Annotated in this window: 27 protein-coding genes and 1 pseudogene; 10 read left to right on the top strand and 18 right to left on the bottom strand. The window is 71.5% G+C overall.

The window, feature by feature from the left end; genetic code table 11:
- Positions 1 to 56 precede the first annotated feature (56 nt).
- Both ACSJDX_RS02700 and ACSJDX_RS02695 read left to right on the top strand, forming a co-directional pair.
- Positions 57 to 1616 (top strand): SDR family oxidoreductase, encoded by a 1560-nt coding sequence (locus ACSJDX_RS02700; protein WP_438354052.1) that lies wholly within the window; start codon positions 57 to 59, stop codon positions 1614 to 1616.
- Positions 1617 to 1640: 24 nt separating this feature from the next.
- Positions 1641 to 2237: a GNAT family N-acetyltransferase gene (locus tag ACSJDX_RS02695; RefSeq protein ID WP_438354051.1), complete on the top strand. Its 597-nt coding sequence runs from the start codon at positions 1641 to 1643 to the stop codon at positions 2235 to 2237.
- Positions 2238 to 2256: 19 nt separating this feature from the next.
- Here the strand turns inward: ACSJDX_RS02695 and cydC are convergent, their stop codons facing one another.
- The 6 genes and pseudogenes from cydC to ACSJDX_RS02665 all read right to left on the bottom strand — a co-directional run bounded on the left by cydC (position 2257) and on the right by ACSJDX_RS02665 (position 9648).
- Positions 2257 to 3876, bottom strand: coding sequence for a thiol reductant ABC exporter subunit CydC (cydC, locus tag ACSJDX_RS02690; RefSeq protein ID WP_438354917.1), 1620 nt, complete (start codon positions 3874 to 3876; stop codon positions 2257 to 2259).
- Between the two features lie 138 nt (positions 3877 to 4014).
- Positions 4015 to 5622: pseudogene (gene cydD / locus ACSJDX_RS02685) on the bottom strand (thiol reductant ABC exporter subunit CydD); the annotation flags it as partial.
- 75 nt (positions 5623 to 5697) lie between these two features.
- Complete coding sequence (gene cydB / locus ACSJDX_RS02680) at positions 5698 to 6723, bottom strand: cytochrome d ubiquinol oxidase subunit II (RefSeq protein WP_438354050.1); 1026 nt, start codon at positions 6721 to 6723, stop codon at positions 5698 to 5700.
- Positions 6724 to 6732: 9 nt separating this feature from the next.
- On the bottom strand, positions 6733 to 8178 hold the full coding sequence (locus ACSJDX_RS02675; protein WP_438354049.1) for a cytochrome ubiquinol oxidase subunit I: 1446 nt from the start codon (positions 8176 to 8178) through the stop codon (positions 6733 to 6735).
- A 149-nt stretch (positions 8179 to 8327) separates the two neighbouring features.
- A complete protein-coding gene (locus ACSJDX_RS02670) occupies positions 8328 to 8930 on the bottom strand; it encodes a flavodoxin family protein (RefSeq protein WP_438354048.1) in 603 nt (200 codons plus the stop codon).
- A gap of 76 nt (positions 8931 to 9006) precedes the next feature.
- On the bottom strand, positions 9007 to 9648 hold the full coding sequence (locus ACSJDX_RS02665) for a transcriptional regulator (RefSeq protein ID WP_438354047.1): 642 nt from the start codon (positions 9646 to 9648) through the stop codon (positions 9007 to 9009).
- Between the two features lie 138 nt (positions 9649 to 9786).
- On the opposite strand from ACSJDX_RS02665, the gene ACSJDX_RS02660 reads away from it, so the two are divergent.
- Entirely contained in the window at positions 9787 to 10458 is a 672-nt protein-coding gene (locus tag ACSJDX_RS02660; RefSeq protein ID WP_438354046.1) for an SGNH/GDSL hydrolase family protein, read from the top strand.
- 61 nt (positions 10459 to 10519) lie between these two features.
- Positions 10520 to 11575 (top strand): phosphogluconate dehydrogenase (NAD(+)-dependent, decarboxylating), encoded by a 1056-nt coding sequence (gene gnd, locus ACSJDX_RS02655; protein ID WP_438354045.1) that lies wholly within the window; start codon positions 10520 to 10522, stop codon positions 11573 to 11575.
- 58 nt (positions 11576 to 11633) lie between these two features.
- Here gnd and ACSJDX_RS02650 read toward each other — a convergent pair whose 3' ends face one another.
- Together ACSJDX_RS02650 and ACSJDX_RS02645 are read right to left on the bottom strand one after the other, a co-directional pair.
- Positions 11634 to 12044, bottom strand: coding sequence for a nitroreductase/quinone reductase family protein (locus tag ACSJDX_RS02650; RefSeq protein ID WP_438354044.1), 411 nt, complete (start codon positions 12042 to 12044; stop codon positions 11634 to 11636).
- Positions 12045 to 12054: 10 nt separating this feature from the next.
- The gene (locus ACSJDX_RS02645; protein ID WP_438354043.1) at positions 12055 to 12630 is read right to left on the bottom strand and encodes a Dps family protein; all 576 of its coding nucleotides are present in this window, start codon (positions 12628 to 12630) and stop codon (positions 12055 to 12057) included.
- A 166-nt stretch (positions 12631 to 12796) separates the two neighbouring features.
- Between ACSJDX_RS02645 and ACSJDX_RS02640 the strand changes: the two genes are divergently transcribed.
- From ACSJDX_RS02640 to ACSJDX_RS02630, 3 genes are read left to right on the top strand one after another with little or no spacing between them, the layout of a single operon-like run.
- On the top strand, positions 12797 to 13018 hold the full coding sequence (locus tag ACSJDX_RS02640) for a DUF2945 domain-containing protein (RefSeq protein WP_438354042.1): 222 nt from the start codon (positions 12797 to 12799) through the stop codon (positions 13016 to 13018).
- Between the two features lie 49 nt (positions 13019 to 13067).
- The gene (locus ACSJDX_RS02635) at positions 13068 to 14288 is read left to right on the top strand and encodes an MFS transporter (protein WP_438354041.1); all 1221 of its coding nucleotides are present in this window, start codon (positions 13068 to 13070) and stop codon (positions 14286 to 14288) included.
- Between the two features lie 20 nt (positions 14289 to 14308).
- A complete protein-coding gene (locus ACSJDX_RS02630; protein WP_438354040.1) occupies positions 14309 to 14986 on the top strand; it encodes a DUF1345 domain-containing protein in 678 nt (225 codons plus the stop codon).
- Here ACSJDX_RS02630 and ACSJDX_RS02625 read toward each other — a convergent pair.
- The 3 genes from ACSJDX_RS02625 to ACSJDX_RS02615 are packed head-to-tail and all read right to left on the bottom strand — an operon-like array spanning position 14976 to position 17745.
- Positions 14976 to 15557 carry a hypothetical protein gene (locus ACSJDX_RS02625; RefSeq protein ID WP_438354039.1) on the bottom strand — a complete coding sequence of 194 codons (582 nt, stop codon included), beginning with the start codon at positions 15555 to 15557 and terminating at the stop codon, positions 14976 to 14978. The genes ACSJDX_RS02630 and ACSJDX_RS02625 overlap by 11 nt on opposite strands.
- A 20-nt stretch (positions 15558 to 15577) precedes the next feature.
- Positions 15578 to 15943: a hypothetical protein gene (locus ACSJDX_RS02620; protein WP_438354038.1), complete on the bottom strand. Its 366-nt coding sequence runs from the start codon at positions 15941 to 15943 to the stop codon at positions 15578 to 15580.
- Positions 15940 to 17745: a TIGR03767 family metallophosphoesterase gene (locus ACSJDX_RS02615; protein WP_438354037.1), complete on the bottom strand. Its 1806-nt coding sequence runs from the start codon at positions 17743 to 17745 to the stop codon at positions 15940 to 15942. Before ACSJDX_RS02615 ends, ACSJDX_RS02620 begins: the two co-directional genes overlap by 4 nt.
- A gap of 134 nt (positions 17746 to 17879) precedes the next feature.
- Between ACSJDX_RS02615 and ACSJDX_RS02610 the strand changes: the two genes are divergently transcribed.
- Positions 17880 to 18368, top strand: coding sequence for a VanZ family protein (locus ACSJDX_RS02610; RefSeq protein WP_438354036.1), 489 nt, complete (start codon positions 17880 to 17882; stop codon positions 18366 to 18368).
- Positions 18369 to 18385: 17 nt separating this feature from the next.
- Here ACSJDX_RS02610 and ACSJDX_RS02605 read toward each other — a convergent pair whose 3' ends face one another.
- Positions 18386 to 19486, bottom strand: coding sequence for a sensor histidine kinase (locus ACSJDX_RS02605; protein ID WP_438354035.1), 1101 nt, complete (start codon positions 19484 to 19486; stop codon positions 18386 to 18388).
- Positions 19483 to 20142: a response regulator transcription factor gene (locus tag ACSJDX_RS02600; protein ID WP_438354034.1), complete on the bottom strand. Its 660-nt coding sequence runs from the start codon at positions 20140 to 20142 to the stop codon at positions 19483 to 19485. The genes ACSJDX_RS02605 and ACSJDX_RS02600 overlap by 4 nt, the downstream gene beginning before the upstream one ends.
- Positions 20143 to 20229: 87 nt before the next feature.
- On the opposite strand from ACSJDX_RS02600, the gene ACSJDX_RS02595 reads away from it, so the two are divergent.
- Positions 20230 to 20925: a M15 family metallopeptidase gene (locus tag ACSJDX_RS02595; protein WP_438354033.1), complete on the top strand. Its 696-nt coding sequence runs from the start codon at positions 20230 to 20232 to the stop codon at positions 20923 to 20925.
- 21 nt (positions 20926 to 20946) lie between these two features.
- On the opposite strand, the gene ACSJDX_RS02590 is transcribed toward ACSJDX_RS02595, so the two are convergent.
- The 4 genes from ACSJDX_RS02590 to ACSJDX_RS02575 all read right to left on the bottom strand — a co-directional run bounded on the left by ACSJDX_RS02590 (position 20947) and on the right by ACSJDX_RS02575 (position 25037).
- Positions 20947 to 22449 (bottom strand): SulP family inorganic anion transporter, encoded by a 1503-nt coding sequence (locus ACSJDX_RS02590; RefSeq protein ID WP_438354032.1) that lies wholly within the window; start codon positions 22447 to 22449, stop codon positions 20947 to 20949.
- A gap of 384 nt (positions 22450 to 22833) precedes the next feature.
- A complete protein-coding gene (locus ACSJDX_RS02585) occupies positions 22834 to 23829 on the bottom strand; it encodes a lytic transglycosylase domain-containing protein (RefSeq protein ID WP_438354031.1) in 996 nt (331 codons plus the stop codon).
- Positions 23830 to 24006: 177 nt separating this feature from the next.
- Positions 24007 to 24435, bottom strand: coding sequence for a methyltransferase domain-containing protein (locus ACSJDX_RS02580; protein WP_438354030.1), 429 nt, complete (start codon positions 24433 to 24435; stop codon positions 24007 to 24009).
- Positions 24432 to 25037 (bottom strand): dihydrofolate reductase family protein, encoded by a 606-nt coding sequence (locus tag ACSJDX_RS02575; protein WP_438354029.1) that lies wholly within the window; start codon positions 25035 to 25037, stop codon positions 24432 to 24434. The genes ACSJDX_RS02580 and ACSJDX_RS02575 overlap by 4 nt, the downstream gene beginning before the upstream one ends.
- Positions 25038 to 25066: 29 nt before the next feature.
- Here ACSJDX_RS02575 and ACSJDX_RS02570 point away from each other — a divergent pair, with 29 nt between their 5' ends.
- Positions 25067 to 25411 (top strand): DUF2200 domain-containing protein, encoded by a 345-nt coding sequence (locus tag ACSJDX_RS02570; protein ID WP_438354028.1) that lies wholly within the window; start codon positions 25067 to 25069, stop codon positions 25409 to 25411.
- 3 nt (positions 25412 to 25414) lie between these two features.
- Here the strand turns inward: ACSJDX_RS02570 and ACSJDX_RS02565 are convergent, their stop codons facing one another.
- Positions 25415 to 25759 (bottom strand): ArsR/SmtB family transcription factor, encoded by a 345-nt coding sequence (locus tag ACSJDX_RS02565; protein ID WP_438354027.1) that lies wholly within the window; start codon positions 25757 to 25759, stop codon positions 25415 to 25417.
- Positions 25760 to 25767 lie beyond the last annotated feature (8 nt).

Here is a 25767-nt window from a genome sequence, read left to right as displayed (position 1 = left end):
AAGCCGGACGCGTCAAGCCCTGCCGGGCGACGGATGCCGCCACCTAGGCTCGCGGCATGGTCGAACGCGGCACGGTCCAGCTGAGCGCACCCACCGGTCGGGAGGAGGCGCTGCGCGCGCAACCGCGCGCGGACGGCGGGGCGCCGCGCGCCCTGGTCTTCGGCGGCACCGGCTACATCGGCGGACGGCTCGTGCCGCGGCTGCTGGAGGCGGGCTACCGGGTGCGGGTGCTCGCGCGAAACCCCACTCGCGTGGCGACGTTCTCGTGGGGCGACCGCGTCGACGTGGTGCAGGGGGATGCCGCGGACGCCGAGGTCGTGGGCGAGGCGACGAAGGACGTGGACGTGCTCTACTACCTCGTGCATTCGATGTCGGCCGGCAAGGGATTCGAGGAGGCCGACCGAGCGGCCGCCCGCACCGTCGCCGCGGCGGCGGCCGCGGCATCCGTCGGTCGCATCGTGTACCTCGGCGGACTGCACCCGGAGGACGCGACGCTCTCGCCCCACCTGCGCTCGCGGGTGGAGGTGGGGCGGATCCTGCTCGACAGCGGCGTGCCGACGCTCGTGCTGCAGGCGGGCGTCGTGATCGGGTCGGGATCGGCGTCGTTCGAGATGGTGCGGCATCTGACGGAGGTGCTGCCGTACATGCCGGCACCGAAGTGGGTGCGCAATCGCATCCAGCCGATCGCCGTGCGCGACGTGCTGCACTACCTGCTGGGCGCCGCGCGCGTGGCGCCCGACGTGAATCGCGCCGTCGACGTCGGTGGACCCGACGTGCTGCGCTACGGCCAGATGATGAACGGCTACGCGGTCGAGGCGGGGCTGCCGCAGCGGCCGATCGCCGCTCTCCCGGTCTTCACTCCGCGTCTCGCGTCGCACTGGGTGGGGCTGGTCACGCCCATCCCGTCGGCCATCGCCCGGCCGCTCGTGGAGTCGCTGCAGAACGACTGCGTCATGAAGAACCACGACGTCGATGCGCTGATCCCGCCGCCCGAGGCCGGGCTCACTCCCTACCGGCGCGCGGTCGATCTGGCACTCGGACGGGTACGCGGAGACGACATCGAGACGAGCTGGCAGGACGCCGATGTGTCGGGGGTGCCGTCGGATCCGCTGCCCAACGATCCCGACTGGGCGGGTCGCCTGGTCTTCACCGATGAGCGCTCCACGCACACGACGGCGTCCCCCCAGGCGGTGTGGACGGTGATCGAGGGCATCGGCGGCCAGAACGGCTGGTACTCGTCGCCGCTGCTGTGGGCGGTGCGCGGCTGGATGGACCGCGTCGTCGGCGGTGTCGGGCTGGCGCGCGGCCGCCGCAGCCGGTCGGTCGTGGGCGTCGGCGATGCGCTGGACTTCTGGCGGGTGGAGGCCATCGAGCCCGGCCACCTGCTGCGCCTGCGTGCCGAGATGAAGACGCCCGGGTCGGCGTGGCTCGAGCTGAAGGTCGAACCCGACGGGGACGGCGCGCGCTACGAACAGCGCGCGGTGTTCTTCCCGAAAGGGCTCGCGGGCAGGCTCTACTGGCTGGGCGTGCTGCCCTTCCACGGCCTCATCTTCCCGGGAATGGCCCGCCGCATCACCGCGGCCGCCGAGCAGGGTGTCGTGCCCGCCGCACCCTGATGATCGGGTGCGTAGGCTGGGCGCGTGCCGCGCATCCGTCCCTTCCGCCGCGGCGACGAAGCGGCGCTCGCGCAGATCTGCCTCAGGACGGCGGATGCCGGCGGTGACGCGACGGGGATCTTCGACGACGATCGCATCTGGGCCGAGATCTTCGTGCTGCCCTACGTCGCCCGGCATCCCGAGTTCGCGTTCGTGATCGAGACCGACGACGGACGCGTCGCCGGGTACATCGTGGGCGCGCCCGACACGGCCGCGTTCGAGACGTGGTTCCGCGACGAGTGGTGGCCGGAGCGCGGTGCCGCGTGGCCGCGACCCGAGGTGGAGCGGTCGCGACAGGACGGCACGCTTCTCTACGCCTACGGCCGCGGGCCGGGTGCGGAGCCGTACGGCGCCGGGTATCCCGCGCATCTGCACATCGACCTCCTGCCCGAACTCCAGGGGCAGGGCTGGGGCAGACGCCTCGTCGACGCCCTCGTCGAGGCGCTCCGCGCCGCCGACGTGTCCGGTCTGCACCTGGTCGCCGCCGTCGAGAACACCGGCGCGCTCGCCTTCTACACGCGCCTGGGTTTCACGCCGCTGCCCTCGCACGAGGGCGTGCAGGCGTTCGGGCGCGCGCTGTAGCGCAGCATCCGGAGTCGGGTCACGCCCCGAGCCGTACCACCCGGTCGACGAAGCCCGCGGGCGGCGCGACATGCGAGATCAGCACGACGGCCTGATCAGGGCCGACCGCGCCGAGCAGATCGGCGAGCAGCAGGTCGGATGCCGCGGGGTCGACGCCGGCGGTCGGCTCGTCGAGAACGAGCACCGGGAAGCCGCGCAGCAGCGCCCGGGCGAGGGCGATGCGCTGCGCCTGTCCGCCGGAGACCAGTGCGCCGCGCTCGCCGACGCGGGCGTCGAGGCCGCCGCGCTCGCGCAGCCACGGACCCAGACCGACGCGCTCCAGCGCGGCCTCGAGGTCGGCGTCGGTCGCCGTGTCGCGGGCGAACAGCAGATTCTGGCGGATGTCCTCGTCGAAGAGCATCGGATGCTGCTCGCACAGTCCGACCGTCAGGCGCACGTCGTCGCCCGCGAGGCCGGACACCGGACGGCCGCCGATCGAGTACTCGCCCCGAGCGTCGAGGAAGCGCACCAGCACGTGCGCGAGGGTGGTCTTTCCGGCGCCGCTGGAGCCGACGACCAGCACGCGCTCGCCGGGGCCCACGTCGAGGTCGATGCCCGACAGGGCCGGCGAGTCCGCGGCATACGGCCACCGCGCGCCCACACCGCGGAGGCGGACGCCCTGGCCGAGAGCGGGGCCGACGCCCGTGGGGGGCACGGTCTCGTCCACGAGGCCGTCGACCGGGAGCGCGGGAACGGCGCCGGCGATGCGGCCCGCCGCGGCCCGCACCTGACGCCAGGCGGAGGCCGCCATCGGCACGGCGGCGAAGACCTCGAACACCGCCATCGGCACGAGCACTGCGACCGCGAAGCCCGGAGCGGCGAGGGAGCCGGCCGCGACCGCCGGCGCGGCGACCAGCACCGCCGCGAGCGAGGCGAGTCCGGCGAGGAGACCGACGAGCGCCGACGACGCGGCCTGTGCCCCGGCGCGGCGCACCACGGCCGCTCGAAGGCGCGCATCGGCCGCCGCGACGCGGGCGCGGCTGGACGCCTCCACGCCGTACGCGATGAGCACGTCGAGGCTGCCGAGATGATCCAGGAGGGCGTCCGACAGCGTGGCGCGCAGCGGCGCCACCGAGCGGTCGGCGCGTGCTCCGGCGGCCCAGCCCAGGGTGACCGCGACGACGGCGGCGGCCACGAGGCATCCGAGCATCGTCAGCGCCGCCGGCCCGGACACGAACGCGACCAGCACCACGCCGCCGAGGGCCACGAGCATCGACGAGAGCAGCGGCTGCACGACTCGCAGCGGGAGGTTCTGCAGCTCGTCCACGTCGTCGACGAGTGCCGCGAGCACGGATCCGCGGCCGGTCCGCGAGAGGCCGTCGGGCGCCACCGGGATGAGCCGTCGCACGAGGGCGGAACGGGATGCCGCCAGCCGCCGCAGCGCGGCGTCGTGCCCGGTGAGTCGCTCGAGGTAACGGAACACCGCGCGCGTGAGCGCGAACAGTCGCACGCCCACGACCGCCGCCGACAGATACAGCAGCAGGGGCTGCTCGCTCGCGCGCACGATGAGCCACGCGCTGACCGCGAGGAGGGCGACGGCGGATGCCTCGGACACGAAGCCCGAGGCGATGGCCGGCCAGAAGCGGCGCAGGGGCGGCATGGCGCCGCGCAGGACGGAGGCTGACGTGGCCGCGGGATCGGTCGCCGGCGCTTCTGCGCGGGGCGGCCGGGGGATGTCGGGGACCGGCGCAGGTGCAGGGCGTTCCGTCTCGTCGCCGCGGTCGTCGCTCGGCGAGCGGGCGTCGCCGAGGCGGACGACGCCGTCGGCGATCGCGCGGGCCGACACCCGGTGCGAGACGAGCAGCACCGTCGCCCCGGCATCGGCCACCGCCCGCACGCCTTCCCAGAGTCGCGCCTCGGTGTCGGCGTCCAGCGCCGCGCTCGGCTCGTCGAGGGCGATCACCGCGGCGCGCCCGCGCAGGTGGCCGTAAAACGCCCGCGCCACGGCGACCCGCTGCGCCTGCCCGCCCGACAGGCCCGCGCCCTGCACGCCGAGCTCGCGATCGGGGTCGAGTTCGCTCGCGCACGCCAGAGCAAGCGCTCTCGCCACCGCGTCGGGATCGGGCGCGTCGTCGCCGATCGACACGTTCGCCGCGATCGTGCCGGCGGTCAGCCCCGCCCGCTGCCCCGCCCAGGCGAGCCAGGCGTCGGGGCGCAGCATCCGCACGTCCTCATCTGCGACGGTCGCCGTCCCCTCGAACCGGATCGCCCCGCGCAGTGCCGCGAGCAGGCTCGACTTCCCCGACCCGCTCGGCCCCTCGATCAGGGTCACCGTCCCCGGCTCCGCCACGAGCGACACGGGGGCGAGCCCGCGCACCCGCAGGTCGCGCAGCGTCACGGCGAGGAGGCCGGGGGCCGACGCGTCGACACGCTCCGCGACCGGTCGCGGGGGGATGCCCGCCGCGGCGTCCAGCACCGCGAACACGTCGTCGGTCGCGGCCACGCCCTCGGCCGCCGCGTGGAACTGCACGCCGACCTGCCGCAGCGGCAGGTACGCCTCGGGGGCGAGCAGCAGCACGAACAGTCCGACGGCCAGCACCAGCGTGCCGTCGAGGAGGCGGAACCCGATCGAGACGGCGACCACGGCGACCGAGACGCTCGCGAGGAACTCGAGCGCGAACCCCGACAGGAACGACACCCGCAGCACCCGCATGGTCTCGCGCCGGTACGTGTCGGTGACCCGGTCGACGGATGCTGCGGCCCGGTGCTGGCGCCCGAACACCTTCAGGGTCGCCAGACCTTGAACGGTGTCGGCGAACCGAGCGGAGAGGTGTCGGAGCGTGGCCCACTGCCGCTGCTGCACGGCGCGGGTCGCCAGCCCGATCAGCACCATAAAGATCGGGATGAGGGGGAGGGTGATCAGCACCGTGAGCCCCGAGATCCAGTCCTGCCACCACATCACGAGCAGCAGGATCGGCGTCGCGATCGCCGTCTGCACGAGCTGGGGGAGGTAGCGCGAGAAATAGGCCTCGAGCGCTTCGAGGCCGCGCCCGGCGGTCACCGCCAGCGATGCGGAGTTGGCGGTGGCGAGCCACTCGGGGCCGAGGGAGCCGACGGCGGCGAGGAGCCGGTCTCGCAGCTGCGCCTGCACGCGGGCGGCGGCGCGGGCGGCGACCGCGTCGCGCGCCCACACCAGCGCGGCGCGCAGCACGATGACGCCCGCGAAGCCCGCGATCGCGGCGGGGTCGAGCGGGCGTCCGTCGACCACCGCGACCACGAGCGTCGTCAGCAGCCCCGCGAATGCCACGATCACGACCGTCTGCAGGAGCCCCAGCGCGCCGGCGGCTACGAAGAAGCTCCGGGATGCCGCGGCGTACCGCAGCAGTCGCGGGTCGACGGGCTTCATCCGCACCGGGGCGGGTGCGGCATCCGTCTCGGTCATACTCCTCCGAGCCTATCGACGCCGGCGGCGCGCGCCGGGTCAGTGCGCGGCAGCGGCGGCCTTCTCGATGTGCGAGCGGGTGATGCGCTTGCGGAAGATCCAGTAGGTCCACGCCTGGTAGGCGAGCACGAGCGGGAGGAAGATCACCGCCGCCCACGTCATGATCGTGAGCGTGTAGTCGGTGCTCGACGCGTTCTCGATCGTGAGGCTGTGCGCCGGATCGGTCGTGGACGGCATCACGTTCGGGAACAGCGCCAGCCACAGGGTCAGCACCGCGAGCATGACGGTGCCGGCGCCGTACGCGAACGCCCATCCCTCCCGGTCGCGGAGGTTCGCGACCACGGAGGCGACCAGCAGCAGCGCCGCGACGGTCGCGCACACCACGACGAGACCGAACAGCGGTGCCGACGCCGCCGACAGCACGGTCCACGCGAGGAAGGTGCCCGCGACGACGACGGTCAGGATGCCGGAGCGCGTCGCCAGTCGACGGGCGTCCGCGTGCACCTGCCCGTCGGTCTTCAGTGCGACGAAGTAGACGCCGTGCGTGAAGAACAGCAGCAGTGTGGTCAGTCCGCCGAGCAGACCGTAGGGGTTCAGCAGGGTGAGGAACGAGCCGGTGAACTCGTGGGCGGCATCCAGCGGCACGCCCTGCACGATGTTCGCGACCGCGACGCCCCACAGGAACGCCGGCACGGCGGAGCCGACCACGATCATCGTGTCGAACGCCTTCTTCCAGCGCAGGCTGTCGCGCTGGTGGCGGTATTCGAACGAGACGCCGCGCGCGATCAGTGCGAGCAGGATCAGCAGCAGGGCGAGGTAGAAGCCGCTGAAGAGGGTGGCGTACCACTCCGGGAACGCCGCGAACAGGCACGCCCCCGCCACGATGACCCAGGTCTCGTTGAGATCCCAGACCGGGCCGATGGTGTTGATCACCTGCCGGCGCGAGATGTCGTCCTTGCCGAGGAAGGGGAGCGACATGCCGACGCCGAAGTCGAACCCGTCGAGAACGAAGTAGCCGACGAACAGCACGCCGACGATGAAGAACCAGACGTATGCGAGATCCATGGTGGTCTCCTAGTAGACCGTCGTGGGGGTGTCGGCGACCGCGCGGTGGCGCGGATCGGGGTCGTCGGGCCCGGGCAGCGGGTCGGGCCCCTTGTGCGCGGTCTTCATGATCAGCCCGACCTCGACGACCGCCAGGATCGCGTAGATGAGGGTGAACGCGATGAGGGAGATCAGCACCGTCCAGCCGGGCACGCTCGGCGAGACGCCGTCCTGCGTGAGCATCAGACCGAACACGATCCAGGGCTGGCGGCCCATCTCGGTGAAGACCCAGCCGACCAGGATCGCGAAGAGGGATGCCGGCCACGCCCAGATCGCGAGGCGCCAGGCCCACGTCGGCACCGGACGCTTCGCCTTCTTGCGGGTGAGCCACAGGCCCACGACCGCCGTCAGCGCGGCGATCCCGCCCAGGCCGATCATCCAGCGGAACGCCCAGTAGGTGACCCACAGGACGGGGGCGAAGCTGCCGCCCACCTGGTCGGCGAACTGCGGGAAGAGCTCGGTGGTGTACTGCATGTTGAGGTCGTTGATGCCCTCGACGCAGCCCGAGAGCGAGTGCGTCGACAGGAACGCGAGCAGGTAGGGGACCCGGATCGAGAACAGCTCGCTCGTGCCGTCGGGGGTGCCGAGCGTGAAGATCGAGAACGAGGCATCCGCTCCGCACGCGGAGTTGAACATCGCCTCCGCGGCGGCCATCTTCATGGGCTGGGTCTGCACCATCACGAGGCTGAGCTGGTCGCCGGACAGGGCGACCCCCGCGAACGCGATGATCATGCCCCACAGTCCATAGCGCAGCGACGAGCGCATCATCTCGGTGTTCTGCCTGCGCACGAGGTGCCAGGCGGAGATCGAGATGATCACGCCCATCGTCATCATGAACGCGGCGAACAGGGTGTGGGGGAGGGCGGCGAGGGCGACCGGGTTGGTGAGCACCGCGAAGAAGTCGGTCATCTCCGCGCGGTGGCCGTCCTGGGACATCTTGTAGCCGACCGGGTTCTGCATGAACGCGTTCGCGGCGAGGATGAAGTACGCGGAGAACCAGGCGCCGACCGTGGCGATCCAGATGCTCGCGAGGTGGAGGGCCTTGGGCAGCTTGTCCCAGCCGAAGATCCACAGACCGATGAAAGTGGCCTCGAAGAAGAACGCCATCAGACCCTCGAAGGCGAGGGGGGCGCCGAACACATCGCCGACGAACCGCGAGTACGACGACCAGTTCATGCCGAACTGGAACTCCTGCACGATGCCGGTCACGACGCCCATGGCGAAGTTGATCAGGAAGATCTTGCCGAAGAAGCGGGTGAGGTGCAGCCACTTCACGTCTCCGGTGCGGAACCACGTCGTCTGGAAGATCGCGACGGTGAGCGCCATGCCGAGGGTGAGCGGCACGAAGAGGAAGTGGTACAGCGTGGTGAGCCCGAACTGCCATCGGGCGAGCAGGAGGGGGTCGAGCAGCTCCACGGCGGTCTCCGATCGCACAGCATGTGTGGTCTGACCACACTACCATGTGGTCTGACCACAGTGTCCTGCGGGTGTCCCCGCGGTCATAGTGTCGCCGCGCGCGGTCGAGTGCGCCAGGGGATCCGGCCGTGAATAATCGGCCGAGGAGGTCAGGGGGCCGGGTACGGGGCATCCTCCAGCAGGACCGCCAGGTGCGCCGCGTGGCGCGCGACGGTCTGCAGGGTCGTGGCGACGATCTCGGGCGTGGACTCGAGGTCGTTGTAGTCGGTCTTGTGCATCGCCTCGCCGTTCCAGTAGACGCTGCCCTGTGCGGGGATCGTGTAGCCGACGTCGGCCAGGCCCTGGAAGGCGTCGGCGATGATCGCGTGCGCTCCGTCCTCGTTGCCCACCACGGCGACGACCGCGACCTTGCCTGCGAGCACCGGGCGGCCCTCGTCATCGGTCTCCGCGATCTGAGCGTCCAGGCGCTCCAGCACGCGCTGGGCGACGCTGGACATGTGGCCCATCCAGGTGGGGGTGGCGAACACGAGGATGTCGGCGGCCTTCACCTGTTCGAGGATCCGCGGCCACTCGTCGCCGTCGCCCATGTCCGCCTCGACGCCCGGCTTGACGTCGTGGTCGACGATGCGCACGTGCGAACCGCTGACGCCGTGCGCGGCGAGGGCATCGAGCACCTGCGTGGCCATGAGTTCGGTGCTGGATGCCGCGGGCGACGGCTTGAGGGAGCAGTTCAGGGCGATCGCGGTGACCATGTCGAGCCTTTCGTCGGGGCTTCGCACGCTACGCCCGCCGGCCGAGAGCCTCTCGGGGGCTTGACACGGCTCGGGATCAGGCGTCGCGCTGGGTGGTCGAGACGGCGCGCGCGAGCTGCACGATGCAGCCGTTCGGCAGGCCGTCCGTGCGCACCGCGACCGCCCGCAAGGGTCCGCCCGCCTCGACGAGCACCCCCTGCATGAGGGCCAGATGCACGGCGCACAGAGTCTCGCGGTGCTCGGCCTGCGCAGCCTGGTGCGGGCACGGGGTCACGTCCAGGCGCAGCGCCTCGACGTCGAGCACCGGATCGAACCCGGAATCCTCGAGGTGATCGATGATCGCGTCCAGCTGGTGAACGGCGGCGGTGCCGAGCGATGCCGCCGGCGCCGTGCCGGGGAGCACCCGGCGCATCAGGTCGCCCCGGGCCGCGGCATCCCGCGCCTTGCGTCGCGCGATCGGACTCGAGACCTCCGGGTCGCCGAGCACCGCGCGGTACAGCACGCGCGGGCGCCCCCGGGTGGTGCGCCGCTCGGTGGATCGCACGACGTGCCCGTCGGCCTCGAGACGCTGCAGGTGCTCGCGCACGGTGTTGGCGTGCAGGCGCGTGGCGGCGGTGAGCTCCGCGATCGTGCACGTCGCACGGTCGGCCAGCACCGCGAGCAGCTCGACGCGGCTGTAGTTCGATATCGCGCTGTACCCCACCGTCCCGGTGCTCATGGGCCCAGTATGCGGCGGTGCTCGGCGCCGAGCACGGGCGCTGTCTTCACGTCGAGAGTGATGTCTCGACGTGAAGAGTTTCGCGCGGAGCGCCAACCGATCGGCGCCCGGCCCCGAAGATGGAAGGGGAGGCGGCTGATGCGACGCATGCGGAGGATACGACGCTGGGCGGCCGCGCTCGCCGTGGGACTCGGAGCGACGGCGCTCGCCGCGTGCGGGGCGCCGGCACCGTCGTCGACGGTGCCGCCCGGAGACGGACCCATCGTCGCGTTCTACGGCGACTCCTACACGCTCGGCACCGGGGCATCCGACCCGTCGAAGCGCTGGTCGACCCGCATCAGCGCGGAGCGCGGGTGGCGCGAGGTGAACCCCAGCGTCAACGGGCTCGGGTTCGTGAACCACCGCGATGCACGCCACGACCTGCCCGGCGAGGTCATCGCGGCGCATCCCGACATCGTGTTCGTCACGATGGGGCTCAACGATGCGTTCAGCTACGACCGCGCCGCCGACGAGATCCACCAGCAGATCGGCGCCGATCTGACGCGCCTGCACGATGCGCTGCCGGATGCCCGCTTCATCGTCGTCGAGCCGTTCTGGTACACCGCCGTCCGCCCGCCGGCGCTGGAGCAGATCATCGCCTGGGTGAGAGAGGGTGCCGCATCGATCGGCGCCGACTACATCCCCGGCGCCTCGTCCTGGATCCAGGGCCGCGACGGCGAGATGGCGTCCGACGGGCTGCACCCGAACGACTCCGGCTACGACCTCATGACACGGAAGATGGATGCCGCGCTCACCGTGCTCGGTCTGTGACCCCCTCTAGACTTCCCGTGGATCGGCGCCCCCACGGCGGGCCCGCGACAGGAGGAGCGCCATGCAGCTGGGAATGATCGGACTCGGCCGGATGGGCGCGAACATCGTGCGTCGGCTCATGGCCGACGGCCACGAGTGCGTCGTCTACGACGTCAACGCCGAGGCCGTCGACACCCTCGCGAAAGAGGGGGCCACCGGCATCCATGACATCGCCGACTTCGTCGAGGCGCTCGAAGCGCCTCGCGCGGTGTGGCTGATGATCCCGGCGGGCCTGACCGGAAAGGTCGTCGAGCAGGTGGCGGCCGTGCTCGAGCCCGGCGACATCATCATCGACGGCGGCAACTCCAACTACCGCGACGATGTGCGACGCGCCGCCACGCTCAAGCCCGCCGGCATCCATTACGTGGACATCGGCACGTCGGGCGGCGTCTTCGGGTTGGAGCGCGGGTACTGCCTCATGGTCGGCGGTCCCGATGAGGCGTTCACGCGCATCGAGCCGATCCTGCGGACGATCGCGCCCGGCACCGGCGACATCCCGCGCACGCCCGGTCGCACCGGCGATCTCACGCCGGAGGAGCGGGGCTACCTGCACTGCGGTCCGTCGGGCGCCGGGCACTTCGTGAAGATGGTCCACAACGGCATCGAGTACGGCATCATGGCCTCGCTCGCCGAGGGCCTCAACATCCTCGAGAACGCGGACGCCGGGGTGCGCGAGGCCGAGCACTCGGCCGAGGTCGCACCGCTCGAGGAGCCGGAGTTCTACCAGTTCACGATCGACACCCCCGCTGTCGCCGAGCTGTGGCGTCGCGGGTCGGTGATCTCCTCGTGGCTGCTCGACCTCACCGCGGCGGCGCTCGCGCAGAACCCGACGCTCGACGGCCTCGCGGGGCGCGTGTCCGACTCGGGCGAGGGCCGCTGGACCGTCAAGGCCGCCGTCGACGTGGGCGTTCCGGCGCCCGTGCTCGCGGCATCGCTGTTCGAGCGCTTCGCCTCGCGCGGCGAGGACCACTACGCCAACCAGCTGCTGTCCGCGATGCGCCTGCAGTTCGGCGGCCACCAGGAGCTGCCCTCCGGCGACGTGCTCGAAGCGGGCGGGCGCAAGGCCGAGTCGCAGTAGCCGAACGGGACGGATGCCTCGGGCCGAGGCATCCGTCGCCGCCGAACCGGGATCGGCGTCAGCGTCGCGTGAGTCGCACGACCGGGATCACGCGGGTGGTGCGCTGCTCGTACTGACGGAAGCCGTCGCTGGCGGAGGTGAAGCGCGCCCAGCCGGCGTCGCGGTCGGAACCGTGCAGCACCTCCGCCCGCACATCGACGGTGCCGTCGTGCGGCGTCTCGATGACGGCATCCGGGTGCGCCACGAGGTTGTGGAACCACGCGGGGTTCTCGGGCGCGCCGCCCTTCGACGCGGCGATGAGCCATCCGCCGCTCTGCTCATCGCGCAGACCCATGACGGGCGAGACTCGCGAGGTGCCGCTCTTCGCACCGGTGTGGTGCAGCAGCACGAGGGAGTCGCCGAAATTCTGCACCTGCCCGCCGTTGCTGCGGAACTCGTCGATGATGCGGTCGTTCCAGTCGTTCGCCATACTCTGAACGCTAGCGTCGCCGCGGGGTGCGGTTCTCCGCGCTCACCATCCACGACAGCTGCTCCACGCGCTCCAGGATCCCGTGCAGGATGTCAGCGCTCGTGGGGTCTTCCTCGTCGACGGCATCGTGCACGTCGCGGCACGTGGTGGCGACGTCGTCGAGTCGCTCGGTCATCAGGTCGACCACCTCGCTGGTGGCGATCTCGCCCTGGGGGAACTCCGGCAGGGTGGTGGTCTCGGCGACGATGTCGCTGCGCCCGTCGGGAAGGGCGTGCAAGGCGCGCATGCGCTCGGCGACCGTGTCCGCGAACTCGCGGGCGGCATCGATGATCTCGTCGAGCTGCAGATGGGTGTCGCGGAAGTTCGTGCCGACGACGTTCCAGTGCGCCTGCTTGCCCTGCAGAGACAGCTCGATGAGGTCGACGAGCACACGCTGGAGGTTGTCGCTGAGCGTCTCCGAGGCTTGGAAGCCCCGCTCTGCGTTCTGCTCCTTCGTGAGCTCGGCACCGGTGCCGCCGCGCGCGGCGCGGCGCTTGTTGCGCGGAGCGGTGGGAGTGCTGTTCGACGTCGTGCTGGTCGTGGCCACGGTGGCCTCCTTCGCGGATCGGAGTGCTCTTCGACGGTAGGCGCGCCACGGCCGTCCGTGAGGGGGATTGCCCGCCTCATCGGCCGGTGCTAGCGACATGTCGCGTGCACGCAACCCCTCCGCGGACGTCCGCCCGTGTCGATACCGTGGCCGACAGGAGGTCATCGTGGCACGAGCGGAGCTGACGGTCGGGGATCGCGTGAGCTGGGACACGTCGCAGGGGCGTACACGTGGTGAGGTCGTCCGCATCCGCACATCGGACTTCGAGTTCGCGGGACAGCGCTTCACGGCGTCGGAGGAGGACCCGGCCTACCTGGTGCGGTCGGAGAAGACGGATGCCGAGGCCGCGCACAAGCGGGGCGCCCTGCGCAAGCTCGCGCGTCGCTGATCGGCGCGACGCCCCAGCGACCTGACCGCCGCGCGATAGCGTGGGGGTGATGACGACCGGCGCGTTCACAGGGCACCTGCCCGGCGATCGGGCGTATCGTCGGCTGCTCGTCGGTCTGTTCTTCGCGGGTGTCGCCACCTTCGCGCAGCTGTACGCGCCTCAGGCGGTGCTCCCCTTCCTCTCCATCGAGTTCTCCGTGGCTCCCGCGACGGCGGCGCTCGCGGTGTCGGCGTCGACCCTCGCGCTGGCGGTGACGGTGATCCCGTGGTCGGCGGTCGCCGACCGGATCGGCCGCGTGCCGGCGATGGCGATCGGCATGGTCGCCGCAACGGTCTGCAGTCTGCTCGCCCCGTTCAGCCCCGACCTCACCACGCTCCTCGTGCTGCGGCTGCTGGAGGGGGTGGGCCTCGGAGCCGTGCCGGCGGTCGCGCTGGCCTACCTCAACGAGGAGATCGACGCCGGCCACGCCGCCGCGGCGGCAGGCAGCTACATCGCCGGCACCACGGTCGGAGGACTCGTCGGTCGGCTCGTCTCGGGAATCGTCGCTGACCTGGCCGGGTGGCGCCCCGGCGGCGTCGCCGTCGCAGCGGTGTGCGTGGCATCCGCCGTCCTGTTCCTCATGCTGGTGCCGCGGGCGCGGGGATTCGTGCCGCTGCACCGCCGCGCCGAGCCGGTGGGGTCGCTGCTGCACCGGTTGGCGGTGAACCTCCGCTCCCGTCGGCAGCTCGCCCTCTACGCGCAGGGTTTCCTGCTCATGGGGGCGTTCGTCGCGCTGTACAACTACCTCGGCTTCGCGCTCGTGCAGCCGCCGTTCTCGATCCCGCTCGCCGTGGTCAGCCTGCTGTTCCTGGCCTACCTCGCGGGCACGGTGGCCTCGCCCCTCGCGGGCACGCTCGCGGCCCGGCACGGACGCCTGCGCGTGCTTCTGGTGGCGAGCGCGGCGATGGCGGCCGGAGCGGCGCTCACCCTCGTGCCGACGATCGTCGTGGTGCTCGTCGGGCTGGTGCTGTTCACGGCGGGATTCTTCGCCGCCCACGCCGTCGCGTCGGGATGGGCGCCGGCGGTGTCGAGCCCGGACACCCGAGCCCAGGCGTCGGCCCTGTACTACCTGGGCTACTACGCAGGGTCGAGCCTGTTCGGCTGGATGCTGGGCCTGGTGTTCGCCGGAGCGGGGTGGGTGGGCGTCGGTGTCGCCGTGGTGGTGCTGGTGGTGCTCGCGATGGCGTGCGCCGCATTCGGGCTGCGGGGATCGCCCGCCGTCGCCCGCTAGCGTTGAGCCGAGGAGGGATCGTGGTCACAGCGGTCGTGGTGCGGGCGGTCGATCTGCTCGTGCAGCTCGCACTGATCTGGCTCGGCGTGCTGCTGATCATCGCCGTCGGCGACAGCGAGTCGATGGTGGACTATCTGCTCGCCTGGTGCGCCCTCGGCTCGGTCTACTGGCTGGCCTCCGTGATCGCGGTGGCGGTGAGCGTGCGCCGCGGCGGGGATCGCGTGCCGCGATGGGTGCAGCATCTCGACGGGAACCGAATCGTGGGTTGGATCTCGCAGTTCGCGACGTTCTTCTCGAGCCTCGTCGGGCTGATCGCGGTCGCGCTCATCCTCGTGCTGCGCAACGACCCCGCCTGGCGGGGATTCATCGAGTTCGTCGCGGTGTACGCGATGCTCCTGTCGTGGGCGCTGTTCCACTGGGGTTACGCGCGCATCTACGACCGCGCCCACCGGCGGGCGGTCGCGGCGGGCGGCACCTCACCGCTCCTGTTCCCCGGACAGGCCGCCGACGGCACACCGGCTGCCCGCCTGGTCGACTTCGTCTACTTCGCATTCACGAACGCCACCGCCTTCTCGGTGTCGGACGTTCAGGTGATGACGAGCCGCATGCGCTGGACGGTGATCTGGCACACCACGATCAGCTTCTTCCTGAACGCGCTGATCATCGTGTTCGCGTTCAGCACGATCATCAACGGCTGACGGATGCCGTCGCCCTCGTCCGCGCGCGCACGAGCAGGTGCGACCACCACACGAGCTGCAGACCCCCGGCGATCCCGAACCACAGCCACATCGCGATCCCGCCGATCGTTCCGGTGAGGAACAGTCCGCTCGCGAACGCGACCACCCACGTCAGGATCGACACCGCGAGCGACACGATGACCGCGAGCACCGCACGCAGCGGCGCGTAGCGGAAGGTCGCGAATCCGAGGTGCGGCTGCCGTTCGGTGGCCGCGCCGGGGAGCACGCACAGGGCGAGGACGACGTACAGGGGCAGCGCGAGGGGAACGACCACCGCGAGGATCCCGCCTCCGAGCGCCACGAGCCCGGTCGCGGCGAGGGTGCGGACAGGAGCGGGTCGCAGCCCCGCGGTCGCGCCCGCCGCGGCGGTCACCACGGCCAGTTCGAGCCACAGCAGCACGAGCGAGGCGACCGCGACCGCCCAGAACGCGCCGTCGAATCCCGCGTAGCCGGGTGTCGCGGTGAGCCCCTGCAGCGCGGCGCCGACGACGAACGCGACGGCGAGCACGAGCCATCCGGCGCTCCGAGACATACCCTGCGACGTCCCGCCCCTCACTTCGTCGCCGTCCCGTCCGCGGCCTTGTCGTAGACGGCGCTGAGCGACCCGCGGTAGAGGGTGTCGGATCCGACGGTCACCTCGAGGTCGTCGGGGGAGGACCCGGGGGCGGTCACCAGGATCGCGGTGCCGTCGAACGTGTCGCCCTCGCAGGTGATGGTGGCATCGGATGCCTGGGTGCACGCCGGTGCGGTGCGGATGTCGATCCCCGCCCCGACGAGCAGGTCGTTCGCGGCGAACCGGGTCTCGGCGAGCCGGCTGCCGCCGACCGGGGCGATCGCGGCGACCTGCGAGCATCCGGAGAGGGCGACGAGGAGGGCGACGCCCGCGATGCCGACCGCACCGGCCCGGAGCCGCCTCATGATCCCGCGCCCGATCGCTGCTCGTGGGCGAGGAGTCGGGCGCGCTCGGCGATCCGCTGCGCCTCGAGCGCGGCATCCGTGATCGTCTCCAGATCGAACGGCGCTGGGAGCAGGAGCTCGGTGTTGCGGTCGAGGGGGGAGCCGCGGCGCATCGCCGGGGTTTCGGCCCAGTCGTTGGCGGCGAACTCGCGGGCGCGCGCGGCGAGGTCGAGCGAACCGCCGGACGAGCCGGGGACGACGGGGGAGGCGTGGTCGAGCACGGTGGTGAACAGCGACAGGGTGCCGTCGCGGTTGTCGACGATCTCGACCACCTGCTGCTGCTGGGGGAAGTCGATGCACGAGGCCGTCGTGATCTCCCAGAACCCGCCGGTGGCCGACGTGTGCGCGAGGATCTGGTTCATGTGCGTGTGGCCGTTGAGCCACGCGATCGCCACCGGATACTGCAGCAGAAGGTCGACGAGCTCGTCGGCGTGATGCAGCACCTCGTCCTGACCGGGGCGCTGCGCGGTGTTCTCGAGCGTGACGCTGTTGTGGTGGCTCAGCAGGAGCACGAGCTTCTGCTCGGTCTGCGCCCGCTCCAGCTCGGCGCGCAGCCACTGGAACTGCACGTCGGGCACCGCACCGTCTGGGCCGGCGACGGCGTTGCACGTGTCGAGACCCAGGGCGCGCACGGAGGGGCTGAGGTCGGCCGTCCACCACGTCTCGCCGCTGTCGAGGTTGTGCTGTGTGAAGCCGTGGCCGACCGGTCCGGGCTCGGACTCGGTGCGGAAGTGCTCGGCCATGAACTCGCGATTCTCGAACAGCCGGCGCTCGGGGTTCGCGGTCACCTTCTCGAACCCCGGCCGTCCGATGCCCAGCGAGATGCCGATGGCGTCGAGCGCCTGCTGGATCGCGCTGCCGCTGGAGGCGTAGCCGTTGAGGATCGAGGAGGCCGTCGCCTCGAACGCATACGACTTGCGGTCGCCCGTCGCGAGGGCGTGCAGCTGCGGGCTGAGGTCGAAGGTGCCCAGGAGCAGCGTGTCGTGGTTGCCGTACACGGCGTACCAGGGCGCGGGCAGGCCGGGGGAGACGACGGGGTTCGCGATCGCATCGGCCAGCAGGGTCGGCAGCCGCGGGAAGCCGTAGTCGCCGAAGTCGCCGCCGGTCGGGTCGCCGGGACGGTACGCCCAGGTGGCCTGCGACCACGCCTGCACACCCTGGTACGTCGGTCCCGACGAGGCCGGATCGACCGGCATCCCGTCCATCATGTCGATGTACCAGCGCAGCTCGAGGTGCGAGTGCATGTCGGCACTGTCGCCGGTCACCACCGCGGCGCCCATCGGCGCGCCGGTGAGCGGGCTGTACCGGGCGTCGGAGAACGCCCGCACCATCGCGGCCGTCGTATGCGGGCTGAGCGGGTCGTGCGGGTGGAAGGCCGACCCCCAGGCGGCGTGGTCCTGCACGATCATGGGCTCGATGCGCGCCGGCGACTGGGCGTCGATGACGTGCAGGTCGGACAGGTGGCCGAGGTACAGCAGCGACCGGCGTCGCGCGGTGCGCGAGGCATCCGCTCGCTTTCTCAGCACGTCGAGTCTCGGGACGTACGCCTCGCCGGGGCCGGTGGCGAGCCCGCGGTACCTCCCCTGCTGGACCGCGCCGCGCAGGATCGTCTGCAGCAGGGTCGTGGGGATGTCGGCGGTCCTCGTCGCGCTCGGTGCGGCGGCGTTCGCGATCGTGGTGCGCAGGAGGTCGGCGGGAATGCCCAGGCTCGCGGCGATCAGCGCCGTCCGCCCCAGGAACGCGCGCCGCGAGAGTCCGCCCATCGATGCCTTCCGGTCGGGAATGCCGCTGTCGAAGCACATCATGACAGGCCGGATGCCGCGGACCAAGCGCGCCTCGCGCACATGACGGACCGACGCATACGCTCTCGCAACATCGCCCGTCGTGGGATGGGATCATGACCTCCCTCACCCGCCCCCGCCCCGACCATCGCGGTGCCGTTCGTTCCGGCCTCCGCGCCTCGTCGATCGGCCCGCGCCTGCTCGCCGCCGCCGTGGCGAGCGGCGCCGTGCTCGCGCTCACGCTGGCCCCGCAGCGCTACGTGGGCCCGGCGCGCGGTGCGTTCATGGAGGCGGTCGCGCCGATGCTGGTCGACTGGACCTACACCGAGATCGAGAACGGCCTCAACGCGCTGCTGTTCGTCCCTCTGGGGATCGCGCTCTCACTGATGCTGGGCCGTCTGTGGCCGCTGGCGGTGCCCGCGGGGCTGGCCCTGTCGCTCGCCGTGGAGTTCGCCCAGTCGCGCATCCCCGGGCGCGTGCCCGACCCTCTCGACGTGCTGTGGAACACGGTCGGAGCCATCATCGGCGTCGCCGCGGCCGTGGCCGTGCGGGCGGCGGTACGCGCGGCACGGCGGGCGAGGGGCGCGAAGCGCGCCGCGGCCTGAGCGGCGGATGCGCGTGTCTACGCTCGGGGCAGACGCGCCGCGACCGTGAGGCCGCCGCCCTCGCGGGGTCGCACCTCGAGGGCGCCGCGGTGGGCGCGCACGACCGCGGCGACGATCGCCAGCCCGAGCCCCGATCCCTGCGGTCCGTCCGCCGTGCGGGTGCGACCCGCGCCGCGCACGAACGGCTCCGTGAGGGTCGCCGCCGTCATCGGGGCGATGACAGCGCCGGTGTTGCGGACGGTCAGCACCACGGCCGAGGCATCCGTCGTCGCATCCGTCGTGACACTGACCCACACGTCTCCGTCCGGGACGTTGTGGAGCACGGCGTTGCGGACGAGGTTCGACACGAGCCGGGCGACCAGCGTCCGCTCGCCGGAGACGACGGCGGGCTCGACGGCGAGATGGGTCCGGATGCCGCGGGCCGCGGCATCCGTCCGGTTCTCGTCGACCGCCTCGTCGACGAGGGCCGCGAGGTCGACCGGTCGGGCGTCGAAGCCGCCGCCGCGGGCGAGCAGCAGCAGTGCCTCGGTGAGCGCGATGGCGCGGTCGTTCGTCGTGCCGATGCGCCGGAGCAGGGTGTCGACGTCGCGGCCGGCCGGGTCCGCCTCACCCACCTCGACGAGGGTGCGGATGATCGCGTGCGGAGTCCGCAGCTCGTGCGACGCGTTCGCCGCGAACCGACGCTCCTCGTCGAGGGTGCGCTGCACGCGGCCGAGCATCGCGTCGAATGCATCAGCGAGGTCGGTCAGCTCGTCGCGCGGTCCGGCAAGGTCGATGCGCCGGTCGAGATCGCCGTCGCCGGCGGAGCGGGCGACGGCCGTGATGCGCTCCAGAGGCCGCAGCACGACGCCGGCGAGCAGCCACCCGCCGACGAGGCCGAAGACGACGAGGCCGCCCATCGCCCACCACGCGTACTTCAGGAACACCTCGAGCAGGTCGGTGCGCGACGGCACGAACCCGCCGTCGCTCAGCCACAGGTTGCCGTCGGGGATGTAGCGCAGCAGGAAGAAGCCGACGGCGAACAGTGCGATGCCGGCCACGACGAGGAAGCCGGCGTAGCTGAGGGTGAGCTTCACCCGCACCGAGAGCCCGGGAGGACGTGCGCGATCCGGGGTCATCCCGCCACCCGGTAGCCCACGCCGGGCACGGTCTCGATCGCCCACGGCTCGCCGAGCCGCTTGCGCAGGGTCGAGATCGTGATGCGGACGGCGTTGGTGAACGGGTCGGCGTTCTCGTCCCACGCGCGCTCGAGAAGATCCTCGGCGCTGACCACGCCGCCTCGCGCGGTCATCAGCACGGCGAGCACCGCAAACTGCTTGCGGGTGAGCGCGACGTAACGGCCGTCGCGGTACACCTCGCGACGGAACGGATCGAGCCGGATGCCGGCGAGCTCGATCACCGGGGGAGCGCCGGCGGCCGGACGCCGCTCCAGCGCGCGCAGCCTCAGCACCAGCTCGCGGAGCGCGAAGGGCTTGGTGAGATAGTCGTCGGCGCCCGACTCGAACCCCGACTCCTTGTCGTCGAGGCGGTCGGCGGCGGTGAGCATCAGGATGCGGGGGCTCTCGGGCGTTCCGACGAGCGAACGCGCGATCTCGTCGCCGTTCGGGCCCGGGATGTCGCGGTCGAGCACGACGACGTCGTAGCGGTTGACCGACAGCTGCTCCAGGGCGGTGTCGCCGTCGCCGGCGAGATCGGCCGCGATCGCCTCCAGACGGAGCCCGTCGCGGATCGCCTCGGCGAGGAACGGCTCATCCTCGACGATCAGCACCCGCATGCGCCCCAGCCTAGGTCGCGGGCTGTATCGCGGGCGTATCGGAATCCGCGTACGGACCGGCAACGGCCGTCTCGGTGGAGTGGGTGCATGAATGCTCCCTCCGCGGCCTCGCTGCCGCTCGCGCCGTCTCCGCCGCCCCCGCCTTCCTCGTCGCCGAGCCCGTCGCGTTCGTCGCGCCGTCGCCTCCCGGTGTTCGCGATGGCGATCGTGCTGGCCGCGGCGCTCGCCGGCGGGGCGGTCGTCTGGGTCGGGGCCCTGGTCTCGACCGTCGGCGCGACGCCCACGCGGTCCGGGATCATCCCGGCCCTCACCGGTGGCGGAGCGGGTGCACCGGGGCCGCGCCTGTCGGTGTCGACGGCGGAGGGCGTGCTCGACGAGGCCGTACCGCTGACCTCCACCGGTCTGCCCGCGATCGCCCGCCTCGACCCCGACCTGTACGACGCCCTCGTGCAGGCGGGGATCGTCGCGGCATCCGACGGCATCGTCCTCGAGGTCACCAGTGGATGGCGCAGTCGCGCGTACCAGCAGCGGCTCTTCGACGAGGCTGTGGCGCGGTACGGCAGCCTCGAGGAGGCGCGACGATGGGTGGCCTCGCCCGACACCTCCTCGCACGTCACCGGCGACGCGGTCGACATCGGTCCGGTCGACGCGCAGTACTGGCTGATCTCCTACGGTGCCCAGTGGGGGCTGTGCCAGATCTATGCGAACGAGACCTGGCATTTCGAGCGGGCCACGACGCCGGGCGGCACGTGCCCCGCTCTGCGGGCGGATGCCGCGGGGTGACCGCCCGCCGGAGCGTCGGGCCTAGCCGAGACCGCCGCTGAGCCGCGCATGGAAGGCCGCGGCCGTGTCGTTGAGCCCGACGATCTCGACCGCGGTGCCGCGTGCGGCGTACTTCGTGACGATCGCGTCCAGCGCGGCCACGGTCGAGGCATCCCACACATGCGAGCGGGAGAGGTCGATCTCGACCCGCGGCGGGTCGGCCGCGTAGTCGAACTGCGTCGTGAGGTCGTTGCTGGAGGCGAAGAAGAGCTCGCCGTCGACGACGTATCGCGCAGCATCCCCCTGCACCGTCCGGGTCACCGACGTGAAATGCGCGACGCGACGCGCGAACAGCACCATCGCCACGACCACTCCGACGATCACGCCGCTGGCGAGGTTGTGGGTCCAGACCGTGACGCCGACGGTGACGAGCATCACGAGCGTCTCGCTGATCGGCATGCGCCGCAGCGTCGAGGGACGGATGCTGTGCCAGTCGAAGGTGGCGATCGAGACGAGCACCATCACCGCCACCAGGGCCGCCATCGGGATGCGGCCGACGATATCGCCGAGGGCGACCACGAGCACCAGTACCCAGACGCCGGCGAGGAACGTGGAGATGCGGGTGCGGCCACCCGCCGTCTTCACGTTGATCATGGTCTGGCCGATCATGGCGCAGCCGCCGGTGCCGCCGAAGAAGGCCGACGCGATGTTGGCGACGCCCAGTCCCCACGATTCGCGGGTCTTGCGCGAGTGCGTGTCGGTGATGTCGTCGACGAGCTTGGCCGTCATGAGCGACTCCAGCAGACCGACGAGGGCGGCGGCGAACGCGGCGGGCGCGATGATCTGCAGCGTCTCCCACGTGAAGGGCACGTGCGGGATGAGCAGCTCGGGCAGGCTGCGGGGGAGCTGGCCCTGCGCAGCCACATCGGGCACGTGGATGCCGAAGAGCATCACGGCCGCCGTGAGCAGCACGATCGCGATCAGCGGAGCGGGAACGGCGCGGGTGATCTTCGGCCAGACGAACAGGATGCCCAGGCCCGCGGCGGTGAGCACGTACACCGGCCACGGCACGTCGATGAGCTGGGGCAGCTGCGAGACGAAGATGAGCACGGCGAGCGCGTTGACGAAGCCGACCATGACACTGCGGGGGATGAACCGCATGAGCCGTGCGACGCCGCCGAGCGCCATGGCCACCTGGATGAGGCCGGCGAGGGCGATCGTGACGATGAGGTAGTCGGCGCCGTGCTCCCGAGACACCGGGGCGACCACGAGCGCGACGGAGCCGGCGGCGGCCGTGATCATCGCCGGGCGGCCGCCGGTGAAGGCGATCACGACGGCGAGCACGAACGACGAGAACAGTCCGACGCGCGGATCGACGCCCGCCACCACGGTGAACGCGATCGCCTCGGGGATCAGCGCGAGGGCAGTGACCAGCCCGGCGAGCACCTCGCGGGTGAGCAGGCGGGGACTGCGCAGCGCCTGCAGCACGGTCGGCTCGATGCGGTATCGGAACGGGGCGTCGGGCGCGGAGGCGACGGCGGACACGGGGCTCCTGTCGGGAACGGAGGGGAGCACGCGTCGTCGCGTGGAAGGGATGAGGTGCGGGGCGGCGCGAGGGCCGACATCACTCTACGGGTGAGGATCGGGCCTTCTGTGTCGATGTCGGACCTTCGGATGATGCCGGTCTTCGCCGCGACGCCGGGAGACGCTCCGCCGTTCTGAGGCCGTACTCTGCCCCGGCCACGCTCGGGTCCGTGATCGATCTATGCGGGCTGCTGACCGTGATAGGCCGTATCCCAGTACTGCAGGGTCAGGCGATACCTCATCGGGCCAGCCTGACACCGTCCGGCGCCGGCCGCTCGCGCAGACGAGAACAGCGGACGCCGAAGCATCCGCTGTTCTCGAAGACCTACCGGTGACGGAGAGAGGTCAGTACCAGCCGGTGGACTGCGAGTGGCTCCACGCGTTGCACGGGGTGCCGTAGCGGCCCGCCACGTAGCCGAGGCCCCAGGCCACCTGCGTCGCGGCGTTGGTCTGCCAATCGGCGCCGGCCGAGGCCATCTTGCTCGCGGGAAGAGCCTGCGGGATGCCGCCGGCACCGCTGCTGCTGTTGTAGGACTGGTAGTTCCAGCCCGATTCCTTGTTCCACAGGGCGACGAGGCATCCGAACTGGTCCTCACCCCACCCGTAGGAGGGGAACATCGCGTACGCCGACGCCTGCGCACCCGCCGGGCTGTTGTCTCCCGATCCGCCGCCGGTCGGCACCGCCGCGAACGGCGTGCTCGACGACGAGCCGCTCGAAGACGACGAAGACGAGCTCTTCGCGGCGGCCGCCGCAGCGGCTGCCGCCTGCTGCGCCTTCGCCTCGGCCTCCTGCTGCGCCTTCACCGCGACGGCGGCGTCGAGGCTGCCGCGAAGGCTCGCCACGCGCTGTGCGACGGTGTCGGCCGCGGCCGACACCTGCGTCGTCAGATCCGGCACGAGCGGGGCGGGCAGGTGCTGCGCGCCGTCGGCGAGCCGGGCCGCCGCGGTCTGCAGCGCGGACGTGTCGACGGTGGTGTCGGTCGTGCCGATGTCCAGGCCCGACGCGGCGATATCGGAGGTGATCGTCCCGGCCGCGGTGATCACGGCCTGTGCGGAGACGAGAGCCGCTGCTGCATCGGTGCCGGTCACCGTCGCCGGCATGGTCGCGGCGGCCGGCTGAGAGAGGGTCGAGAACGACGCCAGCGCGAAGGCCGGGCCGGCCGAGCCGGAGGCCGTGGCGCCCGACACGGGAACCGTGCCGACGAAGCCGACGGTGGCCATCACGCCGAGCGCGAGCCCGGCGGCGACGACGGCGGGACGGCGCCGAGCGCGACGCTCGGTATCGCGACGGATGCGCCTGTTGGCGGCACGGACAGGGGTGGATGACGTGAGGGAGCGCATGAGAAAGACCGGTTCCGTATCGGGTTCGGCGCCGTCGGGTCGGCGCGTCGCGCCCACCGCGGCGGGCACAAGTCCGCGAGTCTGCCCGGGGTTTCTGGACGGTTCCGGGGAGTTTCCTGGACGCCCCGTGAGAGCGAACGCGCTGATCGGGAGCGGAATCCGTCTCGCGCGCCCTCGTCAGGACAGCGGGATCCGGGTGAGCGGAGCCCCCGTATCGACGTACAGCGCGCCGCCGGGCACGACCGCCTCCCGCAGATATCCGAGGGCGGCATCGCGCAGCTCCGGGTGCCGACCGTCGAGCGCCCCGACCCGGCACGCGAACGCCAGGTCGAAGCGGGCGAAACCCTCGGGAAGCGCGAAATCCTGCACCTCCGCCGTCTGCACCGACACGGTTCCGGCAGCGATCTCGGCGGCGCAGTTCGCTTCCACGAGTCGGATGCCTGCGGCCGAGCGATCCACGACGAGCACATGGCCGTGCGGCCCCACGCGCTCCGCCACGGCGTGCGCCGCGGCGCCCGGAGCACCCCCGATCTCGAGCACGCGCATCCGGGGTCGCAGCGGCAGTGCCGCGACGACGTCCCGAAGTCGCGGTGAGAGGACTCTCACGTGCGGGATGCCATCCGGTACCGCAGCTGCACGTTCGAGGAGCCGTCGAAGCGTCGGGTCTCCATCAGCTCGAGACGCGCGGGCGCGGTGAACAGCGGCACCCCGGTGCCGACGGCATCCGGACTCACCATCAGGTGCAGCTCATCGACGAGTCCGTCGGCGAGGAGCGCGTTCCACAGCACGTGGCTGGCGAACACCACGACGTCGCCGTCGCCGTCCTGCCGGCGGGCTGTCGCCACCCAATCCGCGATGTCGGCGCGGGGCACGACCGTCGTGGCGTCGTGCCAGGCGTTGTCGGCGGGCACCGGTCCGCGGTCGCTCGCCACCGTCTTCGGCACGACGTTGTAGCGGCGGCTGATCGCACGGTTGACGTCGTCGAACTGCGGATTGCCCGGGTCCGCGGGGGCGTCGGCGATGAACGGCCAGTAGGCGCTGAAGAAGTCGAAGGAGTCGCGGCCGAGGAGGACGACGGCGGCCCCTTCGATGCTCTCGAGATTGGCGCGGTTGAACGCTTCGTCCATGTTGAGCACCATCGGGTTGCCGACCGGGTCGGAGAAATAGCCGTCGATGGAGACGATGTTGTTGACGATGACCTTGCGCATGACCCGATTGTGGCGGCTACGCTTCCCCCGTGCACAGGATCTTCACCTCCAGCTTCGCGTCGGTCTATCCGATGTATGTGGCGAAGGCCGAGCGCAAGGGCCGCACGAAGGCCGAAGTCGACGAGATCGTCTCGTGGCTCACCGGCTTCGACGACGTCGAGCTGCGTCGCCACCTGGACGAGCAGACCACGTTCGAGGACTTCTTCGACGACGCCGACCTGAACCCGAACGCGACGCTCATCACGGGCGTCGTGTGCGGCGTGAAGGTGCAGGAGGTCGAGGATCCGCTGATGCGCCGCATCCGCTACCTCGACAAGCTCGTCGACGAGCTCGCCAAGGGCAAGCCGATGGAGAAGATCCTCCGCACGCCGTAGGGGTCACCCCCCGTCGAGACGGTCGAGGAGATCGACCGCAGCACGCGCGTAGACGCTGATCCAGCGGTCATGGATGCGCTTGATCGGCAACGGGGCGAGAGAGAGGTGGCGCTCGCGCCCCACCCGGCGCCCAGTGACCAACTCCGCCGCCTCCAGGATGCGCAGGTGCTGGAGCACCGATGTGCGATCGAGCTCGGGGAAGAGCTCGCACAGCGCGCCCGTCGTCAGCGACACCCCCTTCAGCGCGTCGAGCATGCGGCGTCGGTGTGCGGATGCGAGCGCTTTGAAGACGCGGTCGTCGTCGATGGAGTCCCCCTCGACGGAGGGGTTGTGCGCGACATCAGACATGTTGTAAA

The sequence above is a fragment of the Microbacterium fluminis genome, from assembly GCF_051549805.1.
Taxonomy (GTDB): Bacteria; Actinomycetota; Actinomycetes; order Actinomycetales; family Microbacteriaceae; genus Microbacterium.
Note: the sequence above shows the minus strand (reverse complement) of the source record. Positions and strands in the feature narration are given on the sequence as shown.